Source organism: Tahibacter sp. (assembly GCF_035481375.1).
Classification (GTDB): domain Bacteria; phylum Pseudomonadota; class Gammaproteobacteria; order Xanthomonadales; family Rhodanobacteraceae; genus Tahibacter.
The window spans coordinates 1-24,629 of sequence record NZ_DATIGT010000121.1 but is presented as its reverse complement, the minus strand read 5'-3'; the positions used below and the strand labels follow the sequence as shown (position 1 = coordinate 24,629).

General features: G+C 69.3%; 20 protein-coding genes. 6 read left to right on the top strand and 14 right to left on the bottom strand.

The window, feature by feature from the left end:
• Positions 1–135 precede the first annotated feature (135 nt).
• Both ybaL and VLF18_RS07995 read left to right on the top strand, forming a co-directional pair.
• Complete coding sequence (ybaL, locus tag VLF18_RS08000; protein ID WP_325279098.1) at positions 136–1,842, top strand: YbaL family putative K(+) efflux transporter; 1,707 nt, start codon at positions 136–138, stop codon at positions 1,840–1,842.
• Positions 1,843–1,861: 19 nt separating this feature from the next.
• Positions 1,862–2,398 (top strand): GNAT family N-acetyltransferase, encoded by a 537-nt coding sequence (locus tag VLF18_RS07995; protein ID WP_325279097.1) that lies wholly within the window; start codon positions 1,862–1,864, stop codon positions 2,396–2,398.
• 233 nt (positions 2,399–2,631) lie between these two features.
• On the opposite strand, the gene VLF18_RS07990 is transcribed toward VLF18_RS07995, so the two are convergent.
• Positions 2,632–3,567: a glutaminase gene (locus VLF18_RS07990; RefSeq protein ID WP_325279096.1), complete on the bottom strand. Its 936-nt coding sequence runs from the start codon at positions 3,565–3,567 to the stop codon at positions 2,632–2,634.
• An 801-nt stretch (positions 3,568–4,368) separates the two neighbouring features.
• Between VLF18_RS07990 and VLF18_RS07985 the strand changes: the two genes are divergently transcribed.
• Together VLF18_RS07985 and VLF18_RS07980 are read left to right on the top strand one after the other, a co-directional pair.
• Positions 4,369–6,177, top strand: coding sequence for a DUF885 domain-containing protein (locus VLF18_RS07985; protein WP_325279095.1), 1,809 nt, complete (start codon positions 4,369–4,371; stop codon positions 6,175–6,177).
• Between the two features lie 746 nt (positions 6,178–6,923).
• Positions 6,924–8,192, top strand: coding sequence for a hypothetical protein (locus VLF18_RS07980; protein ID WP_325279094.1), 1,269 nt, complete (start codon positions 6,924–6,926; stop codon positions 8,190–8,192).
• Here VLF18_RS07980 and VLF18_RS07975 read toward each other — a convergent pair.
• The 4 genes from VLF18_RS07975 to VLF18_RS07960 all read right to left on the bottom strand — a co-directional run bounded on the left by VLF18_RS07975 (position 8,169) and on the right by VLF18_RS07960 (position 11,255).
• On the bottom strand, positions 8,169–8,738 hold the full coding sequence (locus VLF18_RS07975) for a hypothetical protein (protein ID WP_325279093.1): 570 nt from the start codon (positions 8,736–8,738) through the stop codon (positions 8,169–8,171). The genes VLF18_RS07980 and VLF18_RS07975 overlap by 24 nt on opposite strands.
• The gene (locus tag VLF18_RS07970; RefSeq protein ID WP_325279092.1) at positions 8,735–9,313 is read right to left on the bottom strand and encodes a hypothetical protein; all 579 of its coding nucleotides are present in this window, start codon (positions 9,311–9,313) and stop codon (positions 8,735–8,737) included. The genes VLF18_RS07975 and VLF18_RS07970 overlap by 4 nt, the downstream gene beginning before the upstream one ends.
• On the bottom strand, positions 9,310–9,969 hold the full coding sequence (locus VLF18_RS07965) for a hypothetical protein (protein WP_325279091.1): 660 nt from the start codon (positions 9,967–9,969) through the stop codon (positions 9,310–9,312). The genes VLF18_RS07970 and VLF18_RS07965 overlap by 4 nt, the downstream gene beginning before the upstream one ends.
• Before the next feature lie 260 nt (positions 9,970–10,229).
• Positions 10,230–11,255, bottom strand: a complete 1,026-nt coding sequence (locus VLF18_RS07960; RefSeq protein WP_325279090.1) for a LysR family transcriptional regulator — start codon at positions 11,253–11,255, stop codon at positions 10,230–10,232.
• Between the two features lie 373 nt (positions 11,256–11,628).
• Here VLF18_RS07960 and cysG point away from each other — a divergent pair, with 373 nt between their 5' ends.
• Together cysG and cysK are read left to right on the top strand one after the other, a co-directional pair.
• Positions 11,629–13,065, top strand: a complete 1,437-nt coding sequence (cysG, locus tag VLF18_RS07955; protein WP_325279089.1) for a siroheme synthase CysG — start codon at positions 11,629–11,631, stop codon at positions 13,063–13,065.
• A gap of 95 nt (positions 13,066–13,160) precedes the next feature.
• A complete protein-coding gene (cysK, locus tag VLF18_RS07950; protein WP_325279088.1) occupies positions 13,161–14,132 on the top strand; it encodes a cysteine synthase A in 972 nt (323 codons plus the stop codon).
• Positions 14,133–14,327: 195 nt separating this feature from the next.
• Here cysK and VLF18_RS07945 read toward each other — a convergent pair whose 3' ends face one another.
• The 9 genes from VLF18_RS07945 to VLF18_RS07905 all read right to left on the bottom strand — a co-directional run bounded on the left by VLF18_RS07945 (position 14,328) and on the right by VLF18_RS07905 (position 24,578).
• On the bottom strand, positions 14,328–16,991 hold the full coding sequence (locus VLF18_RS07945) for a serine/threonine-protein kinase (RefSeq protein ID WP_325279087.1): 2,664 nt from the start codon (positions 16,989–16,991) through the stop codon (positions 14,328–14,330).
• Positions 16,992–17,088: 97 nt separating this feature from the next.
• On the bottom strand, positions 17,089–17,661 hold the full coding sequence (locus tag VLF18_RS07940; RefSeq protein ID WP_325279086.1) for an ECF-type sigma factor: 573 nt from the start codon (positions 17,659–17,661) through the stop codon (positions 17,089–17,091).
• 258 nt (positions 17,662–17,919) lie between these two features.
• A complete protein-coding gene (locus VLF18_RS07935; RefSeq protein WP_325279085.1) occupies positions 17,920–18,318 on the bottom strand; it encodes a DoxX family protein in 399 nt (132 codons plus the stop codon).
• 141 nt (positions 18,319–18,459) lie between these two features.
• Positions 18,460–18,990, bottom strand: a complete 531-nt coding sequence (locus tag VLF18_RS07930) for a hypothetical protein (RefSeq protein WP_325279084.1) — start codon at positions 18,988–18,990, stop codon at positions 18,460–18,462.
• 113 nt (positions 18,991–19,103) lie between these two features.
• A complete protein-coding gene (pyk, locus tag VLF18_RS07925; RefSeq protein ID WP_325279083.1) occupies positions 19,104–20,567 on the bottom strand; it encodes a pyruvate kinase in 1,464 nt (487 codons plus the stop codon).
• Between the two features lie 64 nt (positions 20,568–20,631).
• Positions 20,632–21,426 (bottom strand): S1/P1 nuclease, encoded by a 795-nt coding sequence (locus tag VLF18_RS07920; protein WP_325279082.1) that lies wholly within the window; start codon positions 21,424–21,426, stop codon positions 20,632–20,634.
• 59 nt (positions 21,427–21,485) lie between these two features.
• Entirely contained in the window at positions 21,486–22,382 is an 897-nt protein-coding gene (locus VLF18_RS07915) for an MBL fold metallo-hydrolase (RefSeq protein ID WP_325279081.1), read from the bottom strand.
• A 251-nt stretch (positions 22,383–22,633) separates the two neighbouring features.
• Entirely contained in the window at positions 22,634–22,948 is a 315-nt protein-coding gene (locus VLF18_RS07910) for an MbcA/ParS/Xre antitoxin family protein (RefSeq protein WP_325279080.1), read from the bottom strand.
• 661 nt (positions 22,949–23,609) lie between these two features.
• Positions 23,610–24,578: a HEAT repeat domain-containing protein gene (locus VLF18_RS07905; protein ID WP_325279079.1), complete on the bottom strand. Its 969-nt coding sequence runs from the start codon at positions 24,576–24,578 to the stop codon at positions 23,610–23,612.
• Positions 24,579–24,629 lie beyond the last annotated feature (51 nt).

Below are 24,629 nucleotides of genomic sequence, written 5' to 3'. Positions count from 1 at the left end.
GAGCCGAAGGCGAACCGCAACCTGCGCATGCGGCGCGGCGCTTCTTGCGACTTCCGTAACGCCTGACCGGTTAAATTCGCAGGGCTCCGGCCCGCGCCGCGGCCCTCCGCCATGACCCTCAGCCCACGGTGACGGATGCCTCATAGCGTAGAACTGATCTCCACGATTTCGGCCGCACTCGGCCTCGCCCTCGTCGTCGGTTTCATCGCCGTGCGACTGCTCAAACTGCCCGCCCTCGTCGGCTATCTCGTCGCCGGCATTCTCATCGGCCCGGCCACGCCCGGTTTCGTCGCCGACGTCCATCTCGCCCAGCAGCTCGCGGAAATCGGCGTCATGCTGCTGATGTTCGGCGTCGGCCTCCACTTCTCGCTCGACGACCTGCTCTCGGTCAAACGCATCGCGCTGCCCGGCGCGCTCGTGCAGATCGCGGTCGCGACCGCGCTCGGCGCCGGGCTCGCGTGGCTCTGGGGCTGGCCGCTCGCGGCCGGACTCGTGTTCGGGCTCGCGCTGTCGGTCGCGAGCACCGTCGTGCTGCTGCGCGCGCTCGAAGGCCGCGGGCTGCTCGAAACCGTCAACGGCCGCATCGCGGTCGGCTGGCTCGTCGTCGAAGACCTCGTCATGGTGCTCGCGCTCGTGCTGCTGCCGGCGCTCGCGGGTCTCGACGGCGGCGCGCACGGCGCGGCCGCGCCATCGCGGCCGCTGTGGCTCGCGCTGCTGCTGACGCTCGGCAAGGTCGCCGCGTTCGTCGTGCTGATGCTGGCCGGCGGACGCAAGCTGTTTCCGTGGCTGCTCTGGCAGGTCGCGCGCACCGGCTCGCGCGAGCTGTTCACGCTCTGCGTGATCGCCGCGGCGGTCGGCATCGCCTTCCTTGCCGGCACGCTGTTCGACGTGTCGTTCGCGCTCGGCGCGTTTCTCGCCGGCATGGTGCTGCGCGAATCGGAACTGAGCTATCGCGCGGCCGAAGAATCGCTGCCGCTGCGCGATGCGTTCGCCGTGCTGTTCTTCGTCTCGGTCGGCATGCTGTTCGATCCGCGCATCCTCATCGAACAGCCGCTGATGGTCGCCGCCGTCGTCGCCGTGATCATCCTCGGCAAGACGCTGGCCGCCACGGTCCTCGTGCTGCTGCTGCGCTATCCGCTGAACACGGCGCTGACGGTATCCGCGGGCCTCGCCCAGATCGGCGAGTTCTCGTTCATCATCGCCGCACTCGGCGTGTCGCTGAACCTGCTGCCGCAGCAGGGACAGAACCTGATCCTCGCCGGCGCGATCATCTCCATCGCGCTCAATCCGCTCGTATTCCAGGCGATAGAACCGGCGCAGGCCTGGATCCGCCGGCGCTCGCGCTTCGCGCGCACGCTCGAACGGCCGGCCGATCCGCTCGCGGAACTGCCGAGCGGCGTGAGTTCGGAATACCTGACCGGCCACGTACTGCTCGTCGGCTACGGCCGCGTCGGCAAGCGCATCGCCGCGGCGCTGCGCGAGCGCGGGCTGCGGCTCGTCGTCGCCGACGAGAACCGCGAGCGCGTCGAACAGCTGCGCGAACAGGGCCTGCACGCGGTCGCCGGCGATGCGTCCGAACCGGCGACCTTGATCCAGGCTCACGTCGCCCGCGCGCGCCTGCTCGTGATCGCGGTGCCCGACACGTTCCACGTACGCCGCATGATCGAAACGGCGCGCGCGCTGAACCCGGGCATTCCGGTGCTGCTGCGCTCGCACAGCGAAGAGGAAGCGGCGCTGCTGCAGCAGGAAGGCGCCGAGGTCTATCTCGGCGAGGAAACGCTGGCCGCCGCGATGATCGGGCGCGTGCTCGAAAAGGCCGCCGCACCGGCATCGGGGCATTGAGACATTCGAGGAACGACGCATGAGCGAAACCGTCACGCTGCACATCCGCCGCGCCGTACCCGCCGACGCGGCCGAGCTCGCACGCTGCATGGCCGAGTGGTTCATGGCCGCCTACGCACATGCGAGCGACGCGACGAATACCGCCAAATTCGTCGCCGCGAATTTCGCCGCCGAAAAGCAGGCCGCGGAAATCGTCGCTCCCGACATCGTCACGCTGATCGCCGAAGCCGACGGCGCGATGGTCGGCTATGCGCAGGTGCGCTTCGCGACGACGCCGCACGAGGCCATCGTCGAATCCGATCCGGCCGAACTCGGCCGCTTCTATTTCGCGCCGTCGCAGCACGGCCGCGGCGGCGCGGCGCAGCTCATGCGCGCGGTCCGCGCCGCCGCGCGCGAACGCGGCCGGCGCTGGCTGTGGCTGCTGGTGTGGCAGGAGGCCCCGCAGGCGATCCGCTTCTACGAAAAGAACGGCTTCGAGAAAGCCGGCACCGCCGTCTTCATGGTCGGCGACGACCGCAAGGCCGATTGGGTCATGCGCGCGAAAGTCGACGCGTGACCGCGTGAATGTGCGGACGTAGGGCGCAATAAGCGAAGCGCATTGCGCCGTCTCTGGAGGCGCGCATTGCGCCGTCTCACCCTCGTCGCACGCGCCAACAGAAAGCGGACACACCGCGCCTTTCGCCGACAATCCAACGGTGAGGCCGGCAACGGACTTGGCGCAATGCCCTGCGGTTATTGCGCCCTACCCGACGTCCGATCGACCGCAACGCGAATGTCGCGCGCGTCGTTTCACCGAAAAATCGAAACCCCCGTCTCCGCCGTGAACCGCTCGATCGCTGCGGCGGCGGCGATGGAGTTGCCGGTCGCGTCGAGGCGCGGCGACCAGGCGCAGAGCGTCATGCGTCCTGGCACGACGGCGAGGATGCCGCCGCCGACGCCGGTCTTGGTCGGCAGGCCGATGCGGAACGCGAAATCGCCGGCGGCGTCGTAGGCGCCGCAGGTCAGCATCAGTGCGTTGAGCCGGCGCGCGTCGGCCGCGGCCAGCACGCGGCCATGCGACGGCTGCTCGCCGTCGGCGGCGAGGAACAGCGCAGCCTGCGCGAGCTCGGCGCAGGACATCGCGATCGCGCATTGCGCGCAGTAGGCGTCGAGCAGCGCGGAAACCTCGCTCCCGAGATTGCCGAAGCTCCGCATGAAATGCGCGATCGCCGCGTTGCGGTCGCTGTGCTGGCGCTCCGAGCGCGCGACATCGGCGTCGATGCCCACGCCGACGCGCCCAAGCAGCCGGTGGATGAATTCGAGCACGGCACGTTCGGGCTGCAGATAGCGGCGGCACAGCACGTCGGTGATCACGAGCGCGCCCGCGTTGACGAACGGATTGCGCGGAATGCCGCGCTCGCGTTCGAGCAGCACCAATGAATTGAACGGCGTGCCCGAGGGCTCGCGCCCGACCCGCTGCCACAACGCCTCGCCTTCGCGCTGCAGCGCGAGCGCAAGCGCGAACAGCTTGGAAATGCTCTGGATCGAGAACGCGCGGTCGGCATCGCCGGCGCGATGCACGGCGCCGTCGACGGTCGCGACCGCGATGCCGAACTGCCGCGGCGCCACGCGCGCGAGCGCCGGAATGTACTCGGCGACGGCGCCTTCGTCGGGCAGCGCGGCGATGTCGAGCGCGATGCGCTGGAGCAGATCGGTGATGTCGGCGGCGTGCGTCGAGGGACCCATGAACAGTTCTGACCGGCAGCAAGAGCGGTCTTCTAACACAACGCGAAGACGTAGGTTGCACTGAGCCGCAGGCGAACCGCAAACGTCGAGGTCGTCGCTTCCGGCGAGCGTCCGGCAAAGGAAGCGATGCCGCAATGGCTCCGCGCTCGCATCTCCTTCGGCACGGGTTCTTTGCCGCGCAGTCACCGCGACGTTGCGGTTCGCCCGCGGCTTGCCGCACCTGCCTCGGTTCTGATAATGCCTTGCGGATGCGCCCGGCGACGGCGGTGTCTCCGCTCTTTTCGGCGATATCGAGCGCGGCGGCGAGTTCGACGCGCGCTGCGCCGCGCCGCTCGCCGACGTGCGGCGGCGGGCGGCCGGAGGGAACGCGAAGGTCGATCGCGTCCGGCGAACGCGAAGAACGAGTCTGGCAACGGCAACTGCGCGAGCCGGCTCCGGAGCGCGCAGCCGCGATGTTGGCCGTGATCTTCGTCTGCGCCGACGCATTGCCCGACTGGCCCGACACGGTGATCGGCATGGCGGAACGAACGTCATGCTGCCGTCGTGTCCCGCGCCCGAGGCGGAAGCGCTCGCAGCGGCGCTGTTCGCGTCCGCGGACTCCACGCACCGCTGAAACGGACGCTGTCCGCGTCCGCGGACTCCACGCACCGATGAAACGGACGCTGTCCGCGTCCGCGGACAGCGGGACAACGAGTGCGCGAGTGCCGCAAACCGCACAACGGCGCCATTGTCGTATCGTTCGGCGGTTGGCACGGGCGTTGCGTAGGCGTCCGTGCCCTGTAACCGCAAAGGACCGCTCGCATGCCGAAGTCTCGCCAGTCGTATCCGTTCCGTGCCGCGATCGCCGCGCTGAGTGCCGCCGTGTTCGCGGTCGCCTGCACGCCGCCGACGCGCACCGGAACCGCAGCGGCGCCGCCCGCCGCCGTCGCACCGGCGGCGAATGCCGCCGACGCGACCGTCGCCGCGGCGAACGCGCTCGCCGACCGCTATGTCGACGCGGTGCTCGACTTCGATCCGACCGTCACGTATTTCAGCGGGGTGCCGGTGAAGTCGCACGACCGCCTGCCGCGCAATTCGGCAGCCGAGATCGCGGCGTGGGACCAGGGCATCGACGCGATGCTCGCGGAACTCGCGACGATCGACGCGACGCCGCTGCGCGGCACGCCGCATGCGGTGACCTATGCGGTGCTGCGCGAAAACCTCGAATCGGACCGCCAGTCGCGCGTCTGCCATCGCGAACGCTGGAGCGTCAGCCACATGAACGGCTGGCTCGCGGGTCTCGTCGAAGCCGCGCAGGCGCAGCCCGTGGGCACTGCCGAGGAACGCGACCAGGCCGTCGCGCGCTGGCGCACGCTCGGCCGCTTCATCGACAACGACATCGCCAACCTGCGCACCGGCCTCGCGACGGGCTACAGCGCGCCGAAGAGCGTCGTCGACCGCGTGCTCAAGCAGGTCGACGGCATGATCGCCGGCAAGCCCGAGGACCTGCCGTTCTATTCGCCGGCCAAGCGCGCCGACGACGCGGCGTTCACGACGCGACTGCGCGACGTCATGACGGCCGACGTGGTGCCGGGACTCGTGCGCTACCGCGACTTCCTGCGCAACGAATACCGCGCGAAGGCCCGCGACAGCGTCGCGCTGTCGGCGCTGCCCGACGGCGAAGCCTGCTATGCCGCGCTGCTGCGCAACAGCACGACGCTGACGCGCAGCCCGCGCGAGGTCTACGAACTCGGCAGGAAGACCGTCGCCGACAACGAGACCAAGGTCGCCGACATCGGCGAACGCCTGTTCGGCACGCGCGACATTCCGACCATCATCGCGAAGGTGGACAAGGAACCGGAAAATCACTTCGACTCGGAAAAACAGCTGCTCGACGAATCGCGCGCCGGCCTCGACCGCGCGCGCGAACTCAGCTCGGCGCTGTTCGCGCGCATGCCCAGGCAACCGGCGATCATCGAACCGTTTCCCGAATTCCAGCGCGGTACCGGCGTGAGCTCGCACTACATTCCGAGCACCGACCCGGCCAAGCCCGGCGAATACCGCATCCAGCTCGAGAACTGGAAGACCGACACGCGCGGCTCGGCCGAGATCACGCTCGTGCACGAGACCTGGCCCGGCCACCATCTGCAGATCGCGCTCGCGAACGAACGGCCCGCGCCGCACCGCATTGCGAAGCTCGGCTTCAACTCGGCCTATCTCGAAGGCTGGGGTCGCTACTCCGAGCGCCTCGCCGAGGAAGCCGGCATCTACAGGACCGAATACGCGAAGATCTCGCGGCGCATCTGGCCCGCGCGCGGCATGGTCGCCGACCCCGGCATGCACCTGTTCGGCTGGACGCGCCAGCAGACCATCGACTACCTCGCCGCGACCGGACGCTTCGGCCGCGCCGGCGCCGAGGACCTGATCGACCGCATGGCCGTGATGCCGGCGCAGCTCACGTCCTACGACTCCGGCGGCCTCGAGATCTTCGCGCTGCGCGAACAGGCCGAGCGCGAACTCGGCACGAAGTTCGACATCCGCGAATTCCACAGCCAGGTCATCGACCACGGCGTCGTGCCGCTCGCGCTGCTGCGCGAAAATGTGGAAGCGTGGATCACGAGCAAACGGTAAGTTGCGGCAAGCCGACGGCGAACCGCAACATCGAGGTGGCTCCGCTACGAAGACCGGCCCCGTCGGCGCATTGGCCGAACCCCATGCGCCGATGTCCGCGCGCGTCGCATCGTGGAGACCCTGCGCGGATTTCCATGAGTGGACGAGGTCGACGTAGGGCGCAATAACCGAAGGGCATTGCGCCATGTATCCGGTTGCGTCGCGGCCGAATATCGTGCGATGCGTAACGCCGTCGCGGCGTGGAGATGGCGCAATGCGTGACCGCGTCGCGGCGTGGAGACGGCGCAATGCGCTAGCGCTTATTGCGCCCTACGTTCTGCGGTGACCGACCGGGCGGCGCAGGCCACTCGCCGGCCTCGCCGAGGGCGAGCGTGCGGCGCATCGCGCGGATTTCCATGTGCGGGGCGAGGTCGGCGACGAGTTCGAGCGCGGGTTCGGCCGGTGCGGTGCGCGCGGGGAATGCAGCCCAGGCGGCCAGATGCGGAACAGCTCGCCGACGGGTACAGCGCGCAGGTCGCCGTTGGTGTCGCGGCCTGGCTCGTGCCGGCTCCGGCGCGGCGGGATATTGCGGCGCGGTGAGCGGGAATGAGGGATGGCAAAACGGGAATCGTCAGCGCAGCGGCAACGGCGAAAGCAACGGCCAGAGCGAACCCAGCCCCATTCCCCACTCCCGATTCGCCGCCTCCGCAAAAAAACCGGAATCCCGTCGTGCGAAACCTGCAGACGGCCCATGCGATGCTCCGCGCATGACTGCGATCCCGCTGCAACTCCTGCGTACGACGTTGACTCTCTGGTGGCGGCACTGGCCGCCGCTCGTGTTGCTGGTGCTGATCGGCCAGCTGCTCGACAGCTGGCTCCTGCGCGGCATCGTCGAGATCGGTCTGCGCAATCACGTGATCGGACTGTCGCTGCTTGCGCCGCTCGTCGTCATCGAGCTCGGCATCGTGATCGCGATGTTCCATGTGCTGCGTCCGTCGCTGCCGGCGCTGACGCAGCCGGCTGAGGCCACGCCCGCGGCGCCGGTGCCACGCGGCGACCGCCTGACCGCGGCGCTCGCGCTCGCGCTCGTACCGTTCTTCGCCTACTACGCGGCCTGGGGACTGCTCGGCGACACGATCCGCAGCTATTCGCTGGCCGGACTCGCGCGCGATCCGCTCGGGCAGTACGGCCCGCTGCTCGACGCGCTGAAATCGAGCGGGCTCGTGATTTCGGTCGCCGTGTCGTGGCTGCTGCGCCGCTACGCGAAGGCGCGCGAGGCGCAGCAGCATTCGCCATGGTGGCAGGCGCTGATCGTGCTGTGCGAGGCGAACTGGGTGTTCATCGGCCTGTTCGTCATCACGCGCGCGAAGGATGTCGCGATGAAATGGCTGCACTCGCGCGTGATCTGGGACTATTTCGGCGGCGCGAGTCCGGATCTCGCCCAGGTGGCGGCTGCACCGACGATCGCGGACACGCTGGCCAGCGCGGCACAGGGATTGTTTCTCGCGGCGCTGCTGCCGCTGGTCTGGCTCGCGATCACGGCGCTGATCTTCGGCCGCGATCTCGGCGAGCAGGCGCTGCTCGCGGCGAACCGGCGGATCGAGCGCGTCGTGACCGGCTACGACGCACTGCCCTCGCCGCTGAAGAAGCTCGGCGACGACATCGTCAAGGGTTATCGCACGCGCTACGTGCCGGTCGCCAGCAGCGTGCGCCTGACCCTGCACGCCGGCCTCGGCCTGCTGCTCGCGTTCTGCGTCGGCTATCGCGCGCTCGACTGGCTGTCGGTGCAGGCGTGGATCGTCGCGACGCAGTGGATAGGGCCGCACGCGATGGCCTTCTGGCGTCCGGTCGGCGATGCGCTCGCGCTGCTGGTCGGCGGTCCCGTCGGCGACGGCGCGAGCGTCGTGTTCGAACCGCTGCGCATCTGCCTGCTCGCCGCGACGCTCGAACTCGGCGTCGCCGCGTGGCTGCGACGGCCCGGCGCGACCAGCGTGGCCGGTACGGAAACCCCGTCAGCGCAATTGCAGCCGCAGTAGCTGCGGCTCTGCGCCGATGCGCACGCGCGCATCGACGCGCCCGGCGGCATCGTTCGGCACGAGGAAATCCTGTTCGAACACGAAATCCTGCGCGACCTGCGGCGGCGCGCTGTAGCTGCCGTTGCAGCGCGTCGCCACCTCGCGACGCCGTTCCGGCTGCAGGTTCTGCGGATTCCAGCGCCGGCCGTCGGCATCGACGAGTTCGAGCGTGCAGCGATCGAGACGACGGACGGCCTCCGCATCGCCGGCGCGCACGGCGACGCGTACGCGCACGAGGCTCGTGCCGGCGGGCAGGCTTCGCGGCACCGTGGTCAGGGTCTTCGCGCCGTCGACCGCCGGCAGTTCGCCGCGGTGCACGGAATGCCGCTCGATGCGCCAGGTGCTGCCGCCGTAGTCCTGCGCGCCGCCGGCCGCGACTGTGATTTCCGCGACGCGCAGGCTGCGGCGATAGGCCATCCAGTCGTTGCCGCTCGCACTCCAGAGCGCCAGCGGCGCGACGACGAGCAGCGCGGCAAGGCTGCGCCGGTACAGGCGTCGAGCGCTCATGGCCGCACCAGGTCGTAGACGTCGCGCGCTGCGGGCGCGGCAGTCAGGCCGAGATCGATCTGCAGTTCCGAATCGAGCGGGTCGATGCGGTTGGCCGCGAGCACCAGGGTCGCGCCGGCGACCGCGTCGGCCGGCAACTCGAACACGAACACGCCGCTGTCGGCGATCGCCGGCTGCAGTTCGCGCGTGCTCATGAGCGGCGCCACGGACGGCAGGCGCGCGGTCTGCGCGTAGCGGCGGCCATCTCGCGTGCGCAGCGACGCCGCGCCGATCGTCGTCGGTTCGCGCATCGCCATCGCGCTCGCGTGCACGATGATCCAGACGCCGCTCGTGTCGCGCTCCTCGAGCGTCGCGCCGAGGCGCGCGACGCGAATGCGCTGCGCGGCTTCGACGCGTTCGGCGCGCGCGGCAAAGCGTCGCCCGATCGCGTAGTCGCCGCCGATGCGACCGCGCTCGACGATCGGCGCGACGCGTCCGTCGTAGTTCGGCGTCGTCATGCGCATCGCGAGCAGCAGCGCCGCGGCGATGATGAAACCCAGAATCGATGCGGCGCGCGATCGCAGCAATGCGCTCACGGTGCGCGCTCCGCGGTGTCGGGCGTGGCGACGCGCAGGCGCACTTCGGCCAGCGGTTTCGGGTCGAACCAGCCGGAACCGCCGACGAGGTTGTCGCGCGTCTTGTGGATCTTGCTCATCACGACGACCGGCAGCGGATCGGGCATGGCCGTGCCGACCGGCACGTCCCAGACCAGATAGAGGCGCTCGGCCATCTTCGGATGCAGCGCGCCGACGATGCTGCGGTCGCGTGCGAGCAGCAGCAGCGGCAGCGTCTTCGGCGCGATCGCCGGCAGGTTCACGCGCAGCGCGCTCGCGATGTCGCTGCTCGACTCGCGCGTGCGGTTGGTCAGTTCGGCCTCGATCGCGAGACTGGCCTGGCCTTTCGGCGCGGGTCGTCCGTCGGGACGCGTCGCGCTGAGCGTCGCGCCGTGCACGACCAGATGCCATTGGCCCGTGTCGACGCCCTTGCCCGCCTCGAGCGCCGGCAGCGGTTTCGGCTTGGCCGCGGCGAAACCGCCGGAGAGCGCGGTGGCGAGCAGCGCGAGCGACAGCACGATGCCGCCGACGATCCAGGTCGACGGACGTTGCTCGATACCGTCGAGCCCGCGGACGGAGGTCAGGCGCAGCTTCAGGATGGCCTCGCAATGGACGCGAAATCCCGCCGATTCTGTCACGTCGCGCGTACGCGCTGTGCTGAGCGCGTCACCGAATCGGCGACGACAGCGTCGGCCGGCTGGACGCAGCGAAGCGCGACATGCGCCGCGCAGATCGCGCGACCGATTTCGTTGGGCTTCGCCCGCGGTTCCCGGATGCGGGCGGACCGCGATGTCGGGCTTCGCTGCGCTCGACCCGACTTGCGCGTATCCGAGATCGCGCCGGCCCAAAAAACAACGCCGCGCAAAGCGCGGCGTTGTTCACAACGTTGCCTCGTGCGTCAGGCGGCCTGCGCGGCGAACGCGTGGCCGGACGCGCCCTTGGCTTCGGCCGACGCGACGAGCTGGCGCCAGTGCGGCGGCGCGGGCCAGTCGGGCGTCGTCACGCCGTCGAGCACGCGGCGCAGGCTGCGGCGATCGAGCTGCGGCGCCAGTTCGGCGACGAGATCGAGCGCGTAGTCGCGCAGCACGCGGTCGCGGCGCAGCACGACCCAGGTCGTGCACAGCGGGAACAGGCCCGGTGCCGGCAGCGCCTTGAGGTCGGCCAGGTCCTCGGGCAGCAGCGCCATTTCGGCGAGCACGCCGACGCCGAGGCCGGCGCGCACGTAGGTCTTGATGAGATCCGCGTCGCGCGCCGTGATGGCGATGCGCGGCAGCAGCCCGGCGCCGAGAAACGCGCGGCGCAGCGAGGAATCGGGCTTCAGCGACGATTCGTAGCTGACGAGCGGATATTCCGCGAGCTCATCCAGGCGCGGCGCCTTTTCGAGCTTGGCGAGCGGATGCGAGCGCGGCACGAGCACGTGGCGGTCCCAGCGGAACAGCGGCACGGCCATGCCGCCGGCGGGCACGCTGCCGGCCGTCGAGACGATCGCGATGTCGGCTTCGCCGCGTTCGAGCAGTGCGAGGACTTCGGCGTCGCCGCTGGGCTTCAGGTGGACGCTGACTTGCGGGTAGCGACGCTTCAGGCTCGCGATGGTGCGCGGCAGTACGAAGCGTGCCTGGGTATGCGTGGTGGCGATGCGCAGCTCGCCCTGGGCTTCGTTGCGAAGATTGGCGGCCAGTGCGCGAATGTTGGCGGCTTCCGCCAGGATCACGCGGGCGCGGTCGATGACCTGTACGCCGGCGGGGGTGATGCGTTCGAGGCTCTTGCCCTTGCGGGCGAAAATCTGGAAACCGAGCTCATCTTCCAGCTGCTTCAACTGCTTGGAGATGCCCGGTTGCGTCGCGTGCACGCGTTCGGCAGCGAGGGTGATGTTCAGGCCGGAATCGGCGATGGCGATCAGATAGCGCAGTTGAGTGAGTGTCATGACGGCCTTCTCTGGGGAGATCGCAACAGTTCGGACGCAAGCGAGCGACGCCAATTGGCATTTACGTGGTTCATACAGAATCGAATGGCGTAATAAGTCGGTTTCATCGTGCTCTCCAGTGTGGCCGGGTCTTGGCGCAGACCCCTCGTGACGCCGCTCTCGGCATCAAATTGTTTGAACAGTGTGGCCGGACTATAACCACAGATCATTTAGCCGTCTATACGGCTGTCCGTTCGGTCATGCCGGGACGGCATAACGGCACATCGATTGCTCACTTCCACGGGCTCGTTCCGACGCACAGGATGGTTGCACGCGATGCGACGAAGGTCGTGTCGTTTGACTCCGCACCGACGAATGCTGCTGCCGAAAAATCATGACCGCCGCCCGACTCTATCCGATCTTTGCCGAGCTTGCAGAACGCGACGTGCTCGTCGTCGGCGGCGGCGCAGTCGCCGAACGGAAGGTCGCCGCGCTGCTCGAAACGGGCGCGCGCGTCACCGTCGGCGCGCCCGCATTTACGGAACAACTCGGAATTCAGGCGAAAAACGGCTCCATCTCGCTGATTTGCGGCAAATTCGCCGAGTCGTGGCTCGACCGGCCGTGGCTCGTCGTCGCGGCGACGTCCGATCGCGCGGTAAACGCTTCCATCGCCGCGGCCGCGCAGGCGCGGCGCATCTTCTGCAACGTCGTGGACGACGCAGAACTGTCGAGCTTTCAGGTACCGGCGGTAATCGACCGCAGACCGCTCGTCGTCGCGGTCTCGACTTCGGGCGCCGCACCGGTGCTCGCGCGGCTCGTGCGCGAGTCGATCGAACGTCTGCTCGATCCCTCGCTCGGCGCCCTGGCGGCGCTGGCCGACCGTTGGCGCGGACGCATCCGTGGGCGTTTCGCCGATCTCGGCCGGCGCCGCCGCTTTCTCGAACGCTTGTTTCAGGGCCGCGTCGCCGAACTCGTGCGTCGCGGTCAGATCGGTGCCGCGGAAGCGACGCTCGCGCGCGAACTCGACCGCCCCACCGACGTGCCGGCGCAGGGCTCGGTCGTGCTCGTGGGCGCCGGCCCCGGCGACGCCGGCCTGCTCACGCTGAAGGGGCTGCGCGCACTCAACGAGGCCGACGTGATCCTGCACGACCGGCTCGTCAGCGCCGACGTGCTCGCGCTCGCACGCCGCGACGCCGAACGCATCGAGGTCGGCAAGGAATCGGGCACGCATCACACGACACAGGACGGCATTCACGCACTGATGCTCGAGCACGCGCGAGCCGGCCGGCGCGTCGTGCGCCTCAAGGGCGGCGACCCGTTCGTATTCGGCCGCGGCGGCGAAGAACTGGAATTCTTGCAAACGCACGCTATTCCATTCGAGGTCGTGCCCGGCATTACGGCGGCGCTGGCCTGCGCCGCCTATTCGGGCATTCCGCTGACCCACCGCGATCATGCGCAGTCGGTGCGCTTCGTGACGGCGCACTGCAAGGCCTCGCTCGACACGCTGGACTGGGCCGCACTCGCGGCCGGGCGGCAGACGCTCGCGGTCTACATGGGCGTAGCCGGCCTCGATCGCGTGTGCGGCCGGCTCGTCGCGCACGGCCGCGCGGCGACCACGCCTGCAGCGCTCGTGGAGAACGGCTCGCGCGGAACGCAGCGCGTCGTGCTCGGCGATCTCGCCTCGTTGCCGCAGCTCGCGAACGCGTACGACGTGCGCTCGCCGGCGTTGCTGATCGTCGGTGAAGTCGCGGCGCTAGGCGCGCGACTGCACTGGTTCGGCGCAGCGCCGTTGACGCAGTTGCCGGGCGCGGTGCTGGCCCGGGCGGCGTGACCCCGTCTTCGCGGTTCGACCGCGGAGGAAGAGACAGTCCCTCTTTTGCTTTTTGCAATTAGCGATTCCCCATTCCCGTTTCCCGGCCGAGAACCATGATCTACGACTCGATCCTCGACACCATCGGCAACACGCCCATCGTCAAGCTGCATCGGCTGCCGCCCAAGCACGTCGATCTGTATGTGAAGGTCGAAGCGTTCAATCCGGCCGGCTCGGTCAAGGACCGGCTCGCGCTCGCGATCGTGCTCGACGCCGAACGGCGCGGCACGCTGAAACCAGGACAGACCATCGTCGAGGCGACATCGGGCAATACCGGCGTCGCACTCGCCGCGGTCGCGGCAGCGCGAGGCTATCCGTTCGTCGCGGTGATGACCGAGACGTTCTCGATCGAGCGGCGCAAGCTGATCCGCGCCTACGGCGGCAAGGTAATCCTGACGCCCGCCGCGGAGCGCGGCAGCGGCATGGTGCGCAAGGCCGCGGAACTCGCCGGGCGGCACGGCTGGTTTCTCGCACGCCAGTTCGAGAACGAAGCGAATCCGGCCTGGCACCGCAACACGACCGGCCCGGAAATCCTGCGCGATTTCGCCGGCAGGCGCCTCGACTATTTCGTCAGCGGCTGGGGCACCGGCGGCACGATCACCGGGGCCGGCGAAGTGCTGAAACTCGCGCGTCCCGACATCCGGATCGTCGCGAGCGAACCCGCCGGCGCGGCGCTGCTGTCGGGCCAGGAATGGAAGCCGCACAAGATCCAAGGCTGGACACCCGACTTCCTGCCGGCCGTCCTCAGCCGCACCATCGCCGATCGCATCCTGCCGGTGGAGGACCTCGTCGCACGCGATACCGCGCGCCGCCTGGCGGCGGAAGAAGGCATCTTCGCCGGACTTTCCTCGGGCGCCACGCTGGCCGCCGCGCTGAAGGTCGCCGACGAGGCCGAGCCCGGATCCACGATCCTCGCGATGCTGCCCGACACCGGCGAACGCTATCTGTCGACGATCCTGTTCGAAGGCGTCGCCGACGGCTCCGACGACGAGTGGCTCGCCTCCCTCGGCGAAGCCCAAGCCGCCTGAGTAGGGCGCAACAAGCGAAGCGCATAGCGCCGGCATTGCGGCGCATTGCGCCGACGTTCCGGCGCAATGCGCCATTTCCACAATGCGGCGCAACCGGATGGGCACCGCGCCCACTCACAAAAGAGCAAACACACCGCGCCTTTCGCCAACAATCCAACGGTGAGGCCGACGACGGACTCGGCGCATGCCCTTCGGTTATTGCGCCCCACGGTTTTGTGCTTCTGCCAGCCATTTGCGTCCGTCGACGACGCGGGAGTCGTCGGCGCCGAAGTTTTTTTCCCAGACGGGCAGCCAGCGCTCGATCAGCGTAATCATGTCGGCTGCGCGTTTCGGCTGCGCGGACAGGTTTTCGACGAGATCGAACGCGTACTTGCCGACGTTCACGTGCCCCGGCGTCAATGACTTTTCGGCCTCGGCGATGATCTCGCGCTGCAGCGTTTCCGCCTCGGCGCGCCGGTCGGTCTGCATCAGGAACATGCCGTAGGTCTGTCCATAGGGCAGCGCTCTCCAGGATTCCGCGGCGAAACGCGTGCGCGCGTCGGCGTAGATCGACTCGAATATCGCCTGTGCTTCCGCGGTCTTGCCGGTGAACTGGCGCTGACGCGCCTGATACACGCGGTGGGTGAGTTCGTTCTCGCTCGTCACGACGCCGACCCGGCGGTCGTACGCGACGATAGGATCGATCAGCGGCCCGGCCTCGTCGTAACGGCGCAGCTCCAGCAGCACGATGCCGGCCTGCAGCTTCGCGTACAGCGTTGCGGGATGATTCTCGCCAAGGCGTGCGTTCGAGATCGCGATCGCCGCATTGATCGAGGCCAGCGATTCCTCGAAGCGATCGAGCAGGCGCAGCGAAATCGCCTCGCGCTGCAGCCATTCCAGCGTGCGCGGATCGCCTTCGCCGTAATGCTTGCGCGCGCCGGCCAGCACTTCGCGCGCGACGACGAGCGTCTGCTCGTAGCGGTCGGTGTTCGCGTAGGCGCGCATGCGATGGTTCAGCAGATCGAAATGTTCTTCGCTCCAGTCGCCGAACACGGCACGCACGTCGGCCTCGATCGCGGCGAGGCGCCGCAATCCTTCGTCTTCCTTGCGATCCTCCACGTCGAGCGCGGAAAGCCCGACTTCGAAACGCAGCCGCGACGGATCGCGCGGCGAATCGCCGACGTAGCTCATGCCTTCGGTGAACACGCCGCGCGCGGCTTCCTCGTTGGTCGCCAGCAACAGCCGGCCGAGCAGCGCGCGCGAACGCAGCGTGTCCGGATCGCGCTGCCCGAAGCGCGCCGCGAGCACGCCGAGCGCCGCGCGCGCTTCTTCTTCCGCCGGCTGGTTCTCGCCCGCCAGGCGCAGGCTTTCGGCCAGCGCGCGACGCACGGCACCTTCGGTGCGCGGCTGACCGGCGAAGCGCTGCGCGACCGACGCGCGCGCCTGCACGAGGGCCTGGCCCATGCTCAGATCGAGCTTGCTGCGGAACGGGTTCGCCGAACGGATCACGTCGTCGGTCAGGAAGGTGCTGACCGCCGTTGCGATTTCGGCGTGCTCGGTCGCGCGATTGCGCTCGGCGCTCGCGATGCCGGCCTGCCACAGCGCGATGCCGAGCGATACGACGAGACAGACGAGCGTGAACACGGAGACCGCGACGCCGACGCGATGCCGGCGCACGAACTGCCGCGCGCGATAGCCGGCCGAGTCGGGCCGCGCGTTGATCGTGCGGCCTTCGAGCCAGCGGCGCAGGTCCGCGCCGAGCGCGCTCGCATTCGCGTAGCGCCGTTCGGGTTCGCGTTTGAGCGCCGTCAGCACGATGGTGTCGAGGTCGCCGGCGATCTGCCGCGCTTCGCGCTCGACCGGACGGCGTCCGTAGACCGCGTCGGACTCGCCGACCGTCGTCCGCCGCAATACCTGGCTCGGCCGCTCGATGACGCTCGTCGCGTCGTCGCCGAGTTCCGGCGCGTTCGCGTTGCGCCGGTGCGGCAGGCGTCCGCAGAGCAGTTCGTAGAGCACGACGCCGAGCGCGTAGACGTCGGTGGCCGTGCTGATCAGTTCGCCGCGGATCTGTTCCGGCGCCGCATAGGCCGGCGATAGCGCGCGCGCGCCGGTGCGGGTCAGGCCGTCCTCGGCGCTGTCGCTGAGGATCTTCGCGATGCCGAAATCGAGCACGCGCGGCTGGCCGTCGGCGTCGACGAGAATGTTCGACGGCTTGAGGTCGCGATGCACGACGAGCCGCGACTGCGCGTGCGCGACCGCGTCGCAGATCGCGGCCATGAGCTGCACGCGCTCGCGCGCGCCGAGCGCGCGATGGCGCGCGTAGTCGGTCAGCGGTTCGCCGGCCACGTATTCCATGGCGTAGTACGGCCGGCCTTCCGCGCTGACGCCGCCGTCGACGAGACCGGCGATATGCGCGTGATTGAGCTGCGCGAGAATCCGCCGCTCCTGCGCGAAGCGGCGCAGGATGTCGTCGGAATCCATGCCACGCTTGAGCAGCTTCAGGGCGACCTGCTGTACGAAATCGCCCTGCGTGCTTTCGGCGAGATAGACCTCGCCCATGCCGCCGCGGCCGAGCAGCCGCACGAGGCGGAACCGTCCGATCGACACGGGCGGCGGGCCGGCCTCGTCGACCGCGGCCTGCTGGCCCTGCGCGAGCGCGTCGACGACGGTCGGCGCCATCGCCTGCACGCCGCGATCGAGCACGCCGCTCGCTTCGGCGTCGGCGGCGAGCATCGCGACAAGTTGTTCGACGACGCCGGGATCTTCGCCCGCCTCGCGCAGCGCGGCGATCTTCGCGTCGCGTTCGGTCCGATCGCTGTCGGCAAGTTCGTCGAACAGTTCCGAGGCGCGGGCCCAGCGGCGTTGCGCGTCAGCGTTCATGGTCGGACTCCGTGGCGGATGCGATGGAACGGCGTCGCCGCGCGCGTTTCGATGCCGTTCGCGGCGCGGTGCGCGCGACACCGCGACGGCGCGTGCATCAGTCCTCGCCGTCGGGCAGCGCGTCGCCGCCGAGTTGCTGATGCAGGAACGCGCGCGCCTTGCGCCAGTCGCGCTTGAGGCTGCGCTCCGAGCGCGCGGTCAATGTCGAGATCTCGGCGAGTTCGAGGCCGCCGAAAAAGCGCATCTCGACGAGCGCCGCGAGATGCGGATCGAGCGCTTCGAGCTGGCGCAGCGCCTGGTCGAGCGCGAGCAGCTCCTGGTCGCGGCCGTTGTCGCCGGCATCGGCGATCTGCGAATCGAGTTCGGCCGCGATCGCGCCGCCGCCGCGCTTGCCGGCGACGCGCTGGCGCGCGTGGTCGATGACGAGCTGGCGCATCGCGCGTGCGGCGACCGCAAAGAAATGCTCGCGATCCTTGAGCGCGAGCGATTCCGGCTTCGCGAGCCGGAACCAGGCTTCATGCACGAGCGACGTCGCGCGCATGTCAGCGCGCATCCGTACGACCTGACGCGCGGCCAGCGCGCGCAGGTCGCCGTACACTTCGTTGAACAGCCGCCCGGATGCGGCGGCGTCGCCGGCTCGCGCCTGCGCAATCAGTTCGGTGACGTCCACCCGTATTGCCCTGTGCGCCGGCCCCGCGCCGAAGGTGCCACGACTGGCGCGGCACGGCAATGCGCCGGGCGCAGTACGGACGGTAACTGATGCGTGTGCAGGCTGGGGCCATACCGCGCCTCACGACGAATCGCGCGACGCGGGGCCATCCGCTTTCGCGATCGCCAGCCCGTGGGGGGGTCGGCAGGCACGCCTCCGGGAAAGCGCGGGCAACGCTCTCCCCAGTGCCTACTGCCCCCCTGTTTACTCGCCCTCGTCTTATGCCCGCCCGGGCTTCGCGACGAACCCGACCGCGAGCAGGCTCACGATCAGCAGCACGCTGTATTCCATGCCGTTGCGACCCAGGCCCACGACGAACCAGCCGGCCTTCGCATGCACGAGCGCGATGCCCATGAGGTAGATCGCGCTGTAGAGCAGACTCAGCGGAAACACTGCGCGCCCCAGCGCAAACAGCGGCGTGCCGAGTATCTCGACCGCGGTCACGGCTGTCGCGATGCCGAGACCGAACGGGAAGCCCAGGCCGTCGAGCCAGCTGCCGAACGGCACGACACCGCCGGAATACCAGCGCGCCCAGCCGTGCGCCGCGATCAGGCCGGCCAGCAGCACACGCAGCACGCGCAGCGCCGCCGCGGCGCGGCGCGCGTCAAATTCACCCATTTTCCACATTGCAGATTTCCCGCCCCGACCGGATTGAGCCGACCGGATCGATCAGAACCCGCCTGCATTGCCATGGCAAGACGAGGGCCGCCGCGACGGCCCGATGCTCAAGAACTGCAAAAATCCGCCGCGATCGTCGGATCAGGACGTGCCGCCGGCCTCCGCCGGTTTGGCCGGCGCGGCCGGCTTGTCCGCGGCTTCGACGGGCGGTGGATCGCAGGCCGCGATCACCTGCGCGCGCTGCGCCTCGATGCGCGCGCGCTCTTCAGGCGTGCCGGCTACCGGCGGCAGGTTCAGCGGCAGAGTCACGCGCGTGACGACCGGCGTCAGCGCCTGGTTCGATTTCGCCGCGGCATAGACGAGGCTGTCGATCGCCGTGGTCGCGACGATGCCGAGATCGCCGGCCGGCACGAGCTTTTCGAGCACGACGTCGCTGGTCGTGCCGTCGCTGTTGATCACGTAGCGCACGACTGCGCAGCTCGGCGCGTACAGGTTCACGCCGGTGTTCGGCTTCATCGCCTCCATCGCGTCGCTTGCGACGAGCCAGTATTTGCCGAGGTCCTTGGCTGCGACGGGACGCGGCGTGGTCTGCGCGGCGGCTATGCCGGTCGTCGCGGCAAGCAGAGAAACGGCGACGATGGCGCGGCGCAACGACAGGAACGGACGAAGCATCGGAGAGACCTGTTTCGGGGGAACGGAAGACGCGGCCGCGGCAGCGTGGACGCTCCGCATTGTCGCGCGTCCGTCGGCGCGATCACAACGCGGCCTGCCGTCGGTCCAACCCGTCACTGCAGCTCGCCGAGCCCTTCGACCGCGCCGCCGGCACCGACACGCAGCAGCTTCATCGTGTTCGTGCCGCCGAGGCGGCCGGTGTGGTCGCCGGTCGTGATGATGACGCGATCGTTTTCCGACAGCCGGCCGAGATTGAACAGGTGCTGGACCGCGGCACGCGTCGCATGCGCGGGGTCGACGCCGCGCGGATCGAATTCGATCGCGTAGACGTCGCGATACAGCTGCATGCGCCGGCGCGCCGGGGCGCTGCGCGACAGCGCGTAGATCGGCACCGCGGAGCGATAGCGCGACAGCCATTGTGCGGTCGCGCCCGATTCGGTCAGCGCGACGATCGCGCGCGGGTTGACCTGCGCGGACAGGAACATCGCCGACATCGCGATCGCCTGGTCGGTGCGATCGAGCCGATGCGTGCCGGCCTGGAAGCCTTCGAGCGGCTCGAACTGGCGCTCGGCGCCGAGACAGACGCGGCGCATCGCGGCGACGGCCTTGTCGGGATGCCGGCCGGCCGCGGTTTCCTGGCTCAGCATCACGGCGTCGGTGCCGTCGATGACGGCGTTGGCGACGTCGAGCACTTCGGCGCGCGTCGGAATCGGCGATTCGACCATCGACTGCAACATCTGCGTCGCGGTGATGACGACGCAGTTGCGCACCAGCGCTTCGCGGATGATTTTCTTCTGCAGGCCCGGCAGCTCGGCGTCGCCGATCTCCACGCCGAGATCGCCGCGCGCGACCATGACCGCGTCGGACGCATCGATGATCTCGCCGAGCACGTCGATCGCCTCGGCACGCTCGATCTTCGCGACCAGCGCGCCGTGCCCCGCGGCCGCGCGCAGCAGGCGGCGCGCTTCGTTCATGTCCTCGGCGCTCTTCGCGAAGGACACGGCGAGGAAGTCGGCGCCGAGTTCGGCGGCGAGCTTGATGTCGGCGCGGTCCTTGTCGCTGAGCGCCGCGATCGACAGTCCGCCGCCGAGGCGGTTCAGGCCCTTGCGATCCGACAGCGCGCCGCCGAACAGCACCTGGCAGCGCACTTCGGTCTCCACGACGTCGAGCACGGCCAGCGAGATCAGGCCGTCGTCGAGCAGCAGCGTGTCGCCGGTCTTCACGTCGTTGGGCAGGCCGAGATAGCTGACGCCGACGCGTGTCTCGTCGCCGGGCGCCGCATCGGCGCGACAGTCGAGCACGAACGGCTGGCCGGGCTCGAGCACGATCCTGCCCTTGGCGAATTTCTCGATGCGGATCTTCGGCCCCTGCAGGTCGGCGAGGATGCCGACTTCGCGACCGAGCGCCTCGGCCGTCTCGCGGACGTCCTTTGCGCGCCGCACGTGATCGGCAGCAGCGCCGTGCGAGAGGTTCAGACGGACGACGTCGACGCCCTCTTCGATGATGCGCTTGAGCATGCCGGGCGCGTCGGTCGCAGGGCCCAGGGTGGCGATGATCTTCGTGCGGCGGGTCTGCATGGGGCGTCGTTGTCGTCGTTGTGAGAATCCGCCAAAGCTAGCACAGGCAAACGCCGGGTTTGCGTCAGCGCCGCGGTCGGCCGAGCGCGCGTTCGAGCAGGTCGGCCAGCCGTGCCGCGGCCTGCTGCACGCGCTTCTCGGCAACCGGCCGCTGGCGAGCGAGCCAGGCGTCGTCGATGCGCCCGCCGTCGGGATAGACGTTGCCGTCGCGCACGATGCGGCACGACTCCTCGGCCCACTGCGCCGGACTGCCGGCCGCGGCCGACCAGTCGGTGCCGGCCGCGAGCGTCGCGGCGTAGTCCGGCCAGCGGCGCTGCGCGGATTTGAGGATCAGCGAATCCCAGACCGAATGCAGGTTCCAGTTCTCGCGGCCGTAGCGCAGCTGCACGCTGCTGCCGCCCTTGTCGCGGCGCGGACTCGCGTGCAGCGGCTGATGCACGTCGGCGACGAAATGCGTGACGAAGCGCAGCGCGTCGGCGCGTTCGGCACGCGGGCGCGAGCGGTCGGCGAGGATGTCCGTGTTGCGCGCGACCTGCGCCACCACGCACTCGCCGCCGCGGCAGTCGCGGCCGGCGTCATAGCGGCAGGCATCGCTGGAAAAGTTCACATAGTGCCATTTGCTGGTCGCTCGAAAACGCGCCGGGTCGGTGTCGCGCAGATCATCGGCCCAGACCGCGACGTCGACGAGCGTGCTTTCGTCGTCGGCCTGCAGCAGCGCGCGGATCTCGCGCCGCACCGGCTCGGATACGCGCTGCTGCGCCATGCCGGCGACGGTGGCGTGGCCGATCGGGCCCCAGGCGAGGGTGGGCGTGGCGGCGGTGAGGAGGAGCGCGGCGACGGTGAGATATCGGGCGAGCATAGGAATGAGTACATAGGAGTGAGAAAAGAGTGGCGCGATGGAATCTTCAGGCTGCGCGTTTACTCGTTTCTCACTTCTCTCCACTCGTCGCCCGCAATCACGGGCAACCGCAAAAACACTCGCCCCCGCTCATCCGCCGGCGGCAGCTTCCCGGCCCGGATATTCACCTGCAGCGACGGATACAGCAGACGCGGCGCGGGCAGCGTCGCGTCGCGTGCTTCGCGCTGCGCGATGTAGTCGGCTTCGCGCGTGTCGCGGCGCAGCTGGGCGTTGCCGCTGCGCTGTTCGACGAGGTCGATCTCGGCGCGCGGTTCGGCGTCGCGCGGCGGGTAGTCGTGGCACAGATACAGCCGCGTCGATTCGGGCAGGGCGTAGAGCTTCCGGATCGAGCGGTACTGCGTCGCCGCGTCGCCGCCCGGAAAATCGCAGCGTCCCGTGCCGGCTGCCGGCGAGAACACCGTGTCGCCGACGAAGACCGCGTCGCCGACACGATAGCTGACGCCGTCGCTGGTATGCCCGGGCGTGGCGAGCGCCTCGATCGTCAGCGCGCCGAGCGGCAGCGACTCGCCGTCGGCGATCAGATGATCGAAATCCGAACCGTCGGCGGCGAAGTCGTCACCGAGACCGAAGACCTGTTTCCAGTGCTTCTGCACGGCGACGATGCCGGCACCGATGGCGCTGCGCGCGGGATGGCCTTCGGCGCGCAGCGTGCGTCGCAGCCAGTCGGTCGCGGTCAGGTGATCGGCGTGTGCGTGGGTCTCGAGCAGCCATTCGACACGCAGGCGATGCGCGTGCACGGCCGCGAGAATCGCCTGCGCCGACTCGGTCGAGACGCGGCCGCCGGCCGCATCGAAATCGAGTACCGGGTCGATGATCGCCGCAGCGGTTTCGTCGCCGCCGCTCAGGAGATGCGACCACGTGTTCGTGGCCGCGTGGAAGAACGAATCGATCCGCATGGAGAGACAGGAAAGAGGGACGAGGAGTGAGAAACGAGTGGTTTGTCGCTCCACGCGTTCCTTTGCCCGACTTTCCACTGCTGCGCCGAAAAAGTGAAGAGGCGCGAAACTCGCAGGACTCGCGCCCGCCCGTTTCTCGCTTCATCTTTAGTCATTGCCCGCCATGCAGGGCACTCGCGAAACGACGAGGCGACAAAACCAGCGGAGCACCGCCCCACTCGTTTCTCACGCTTCGCTACTCGTCACTCGATTCAGTAGACGCCGTGCTCGAGCCGCATCAGTTCGCTGACGACGGCCTCGCGGTCGCCGACCATGAGCACTTCGAGCGGCGAGCGCTGGTTGAGGTGGTGGTTGCGCGAGCTGAACCAAGCCGAGGCGATGACGGTGTTGCCGAGCACGTGGGTCGCGAGCTGCGCGAGGCTGTCGTCGACGATGCGCAGCGTCTCGTAGAGCGCGAGCGCGCGCCGCGCGAAAGCTTCCTGCGCGGCCTGCAGTTCGCCGCGTGCCGCGCGGGCCTGGCGCGCGAGGTCGGCGAGCACGGCGTTGTTGGTCTGATGGGCAGGCACGCCGAGATGACCGGCGCTTGGCGGCGGCGCCGGACGGCCGAGCGACGGGGCGGGCGGCGTGACCGGCCGGGACACGGGCGGCGGCGTGGGACGGGCCTGCTGGGTCGGCGGCGTGATCGGCGCGCGCGGCGGCACCGGCGCATTGGGCGGTCGCGTAGGCGACGACGCAGAAGCCGGCACAGCGCCGGACTCGGGAAGGGTCGAAGGCCAGGTCGGGTTCCACGATCGCTGGGTCGACATATCGCCTCCAAACAGGGCCGCAGTTACCGGATCGACGTCGATGACGACGCCCGAACCGGCTACCAGAAACGATCGCGGACAGCCCCCGCCGATCCACCCCTAGAACGATCGCGGCGCTAGCTTAGCACCAGCGCCGTGATGAGGGCGTTCGCACGATAGCGCCGACGGAGGTCCCGGAAATGCGTTCTGGCGCACGAACCGCCGGGAATCGGACCGGCGGACGGGATTGGGCTGACGGACGGGGTCGGGGTCCCGGGAGGCTTTCCGGGTTCCGCTCCGCGGAACTGCCACTTCTGTCAGCGGCACGTTCAGGACGGCCAGAACCTGCGGTTCGGAGCGGTCGCCTTTCACCCCCTTGAACAGGACGGTTCCACTGTCCCCGCCTGCGCCGCGGTTGCCGATTCCCGATTCTCCATTCCCGCTACTTCAACACGTCGTCCAGGAACGCGATCGCCGTATCCGAACCCGACTGGCCGAGCCAGAACACGGCCTTCTGCTTGACCTCGCGCGGAAAGTCGCCGCGGATCACGGCGATCAGCGCCTTGTCGCCCTCGTCGTCGTCGAGTTGCGACAGGGCGAACACGGCCTGCTCGCGGGCCTCGGGATCGGTCTCGCGCCGGATGGCGGCGATGATGTCGGCGCCGGCGCGCGGGTCTTCCATCTGCGCGAGCCAGAACAACGCCTGGCCGCGAACCTCGGCGGAACGGTCCGAACCGGCGATCGCGAGGATGCGCGGATAGGTGCCGTGTTCGGCGGCCTGGGACAGCACGAACACGGCGTGCTCGCGGATGTCCGCGTCGGCGTCGTCGCGCGCATAACGCTCTACCGCGTTGACGCCTTCGGCGCCGCGCGCCTGCCCCATCCAGAACAGCGCCGCCTGGCGCTGCTTTTCGGGACGTTCGGGCGCGGCGAGATCGCGCAGCGCGGTCATCGCGACCGGCGTGGCATGCGACGCGAGCGCGGCGATGGCCTCGTCGTCGTCCTTCTTGCCGCGCTCGCGGCGCGCATGTTCGGCGAGCCAGTTCACGCTCGCGGCGGGATCGACGCCGTCGATCGCGCGCAAAGGTTCGGCGGTGCGCACCGGGCAGGTCGCCGAGAACGCGCGGATCTTGTCCACGACGCCGCCGCGCACGTGCGCGTAGACGACCAGATGGCCGGCATCGCCGCCGGTCGAACTGTTGATGTTCCACTGCCGGCCGTCGAGGTCGCAGCCGCGGCGGCTCACGACGTCGCCGTGGATGGTGTGGCAGCAGGAGTCGCCGGCGTCGGCGACGCGCGGCACCTGCCACGACACCCAGCCCTCGTTCGCGACGATGCGGCGCGACAGATCCTCGGCGGCGGAAACGAACGGCGCTGCGCCAAGCAGCAGCAATGCAAACACGATACGCATGGGAAATCTCCGGTAGTGGCCGCGCGACGGCGCGCAGGCGCCCGCCGCGCC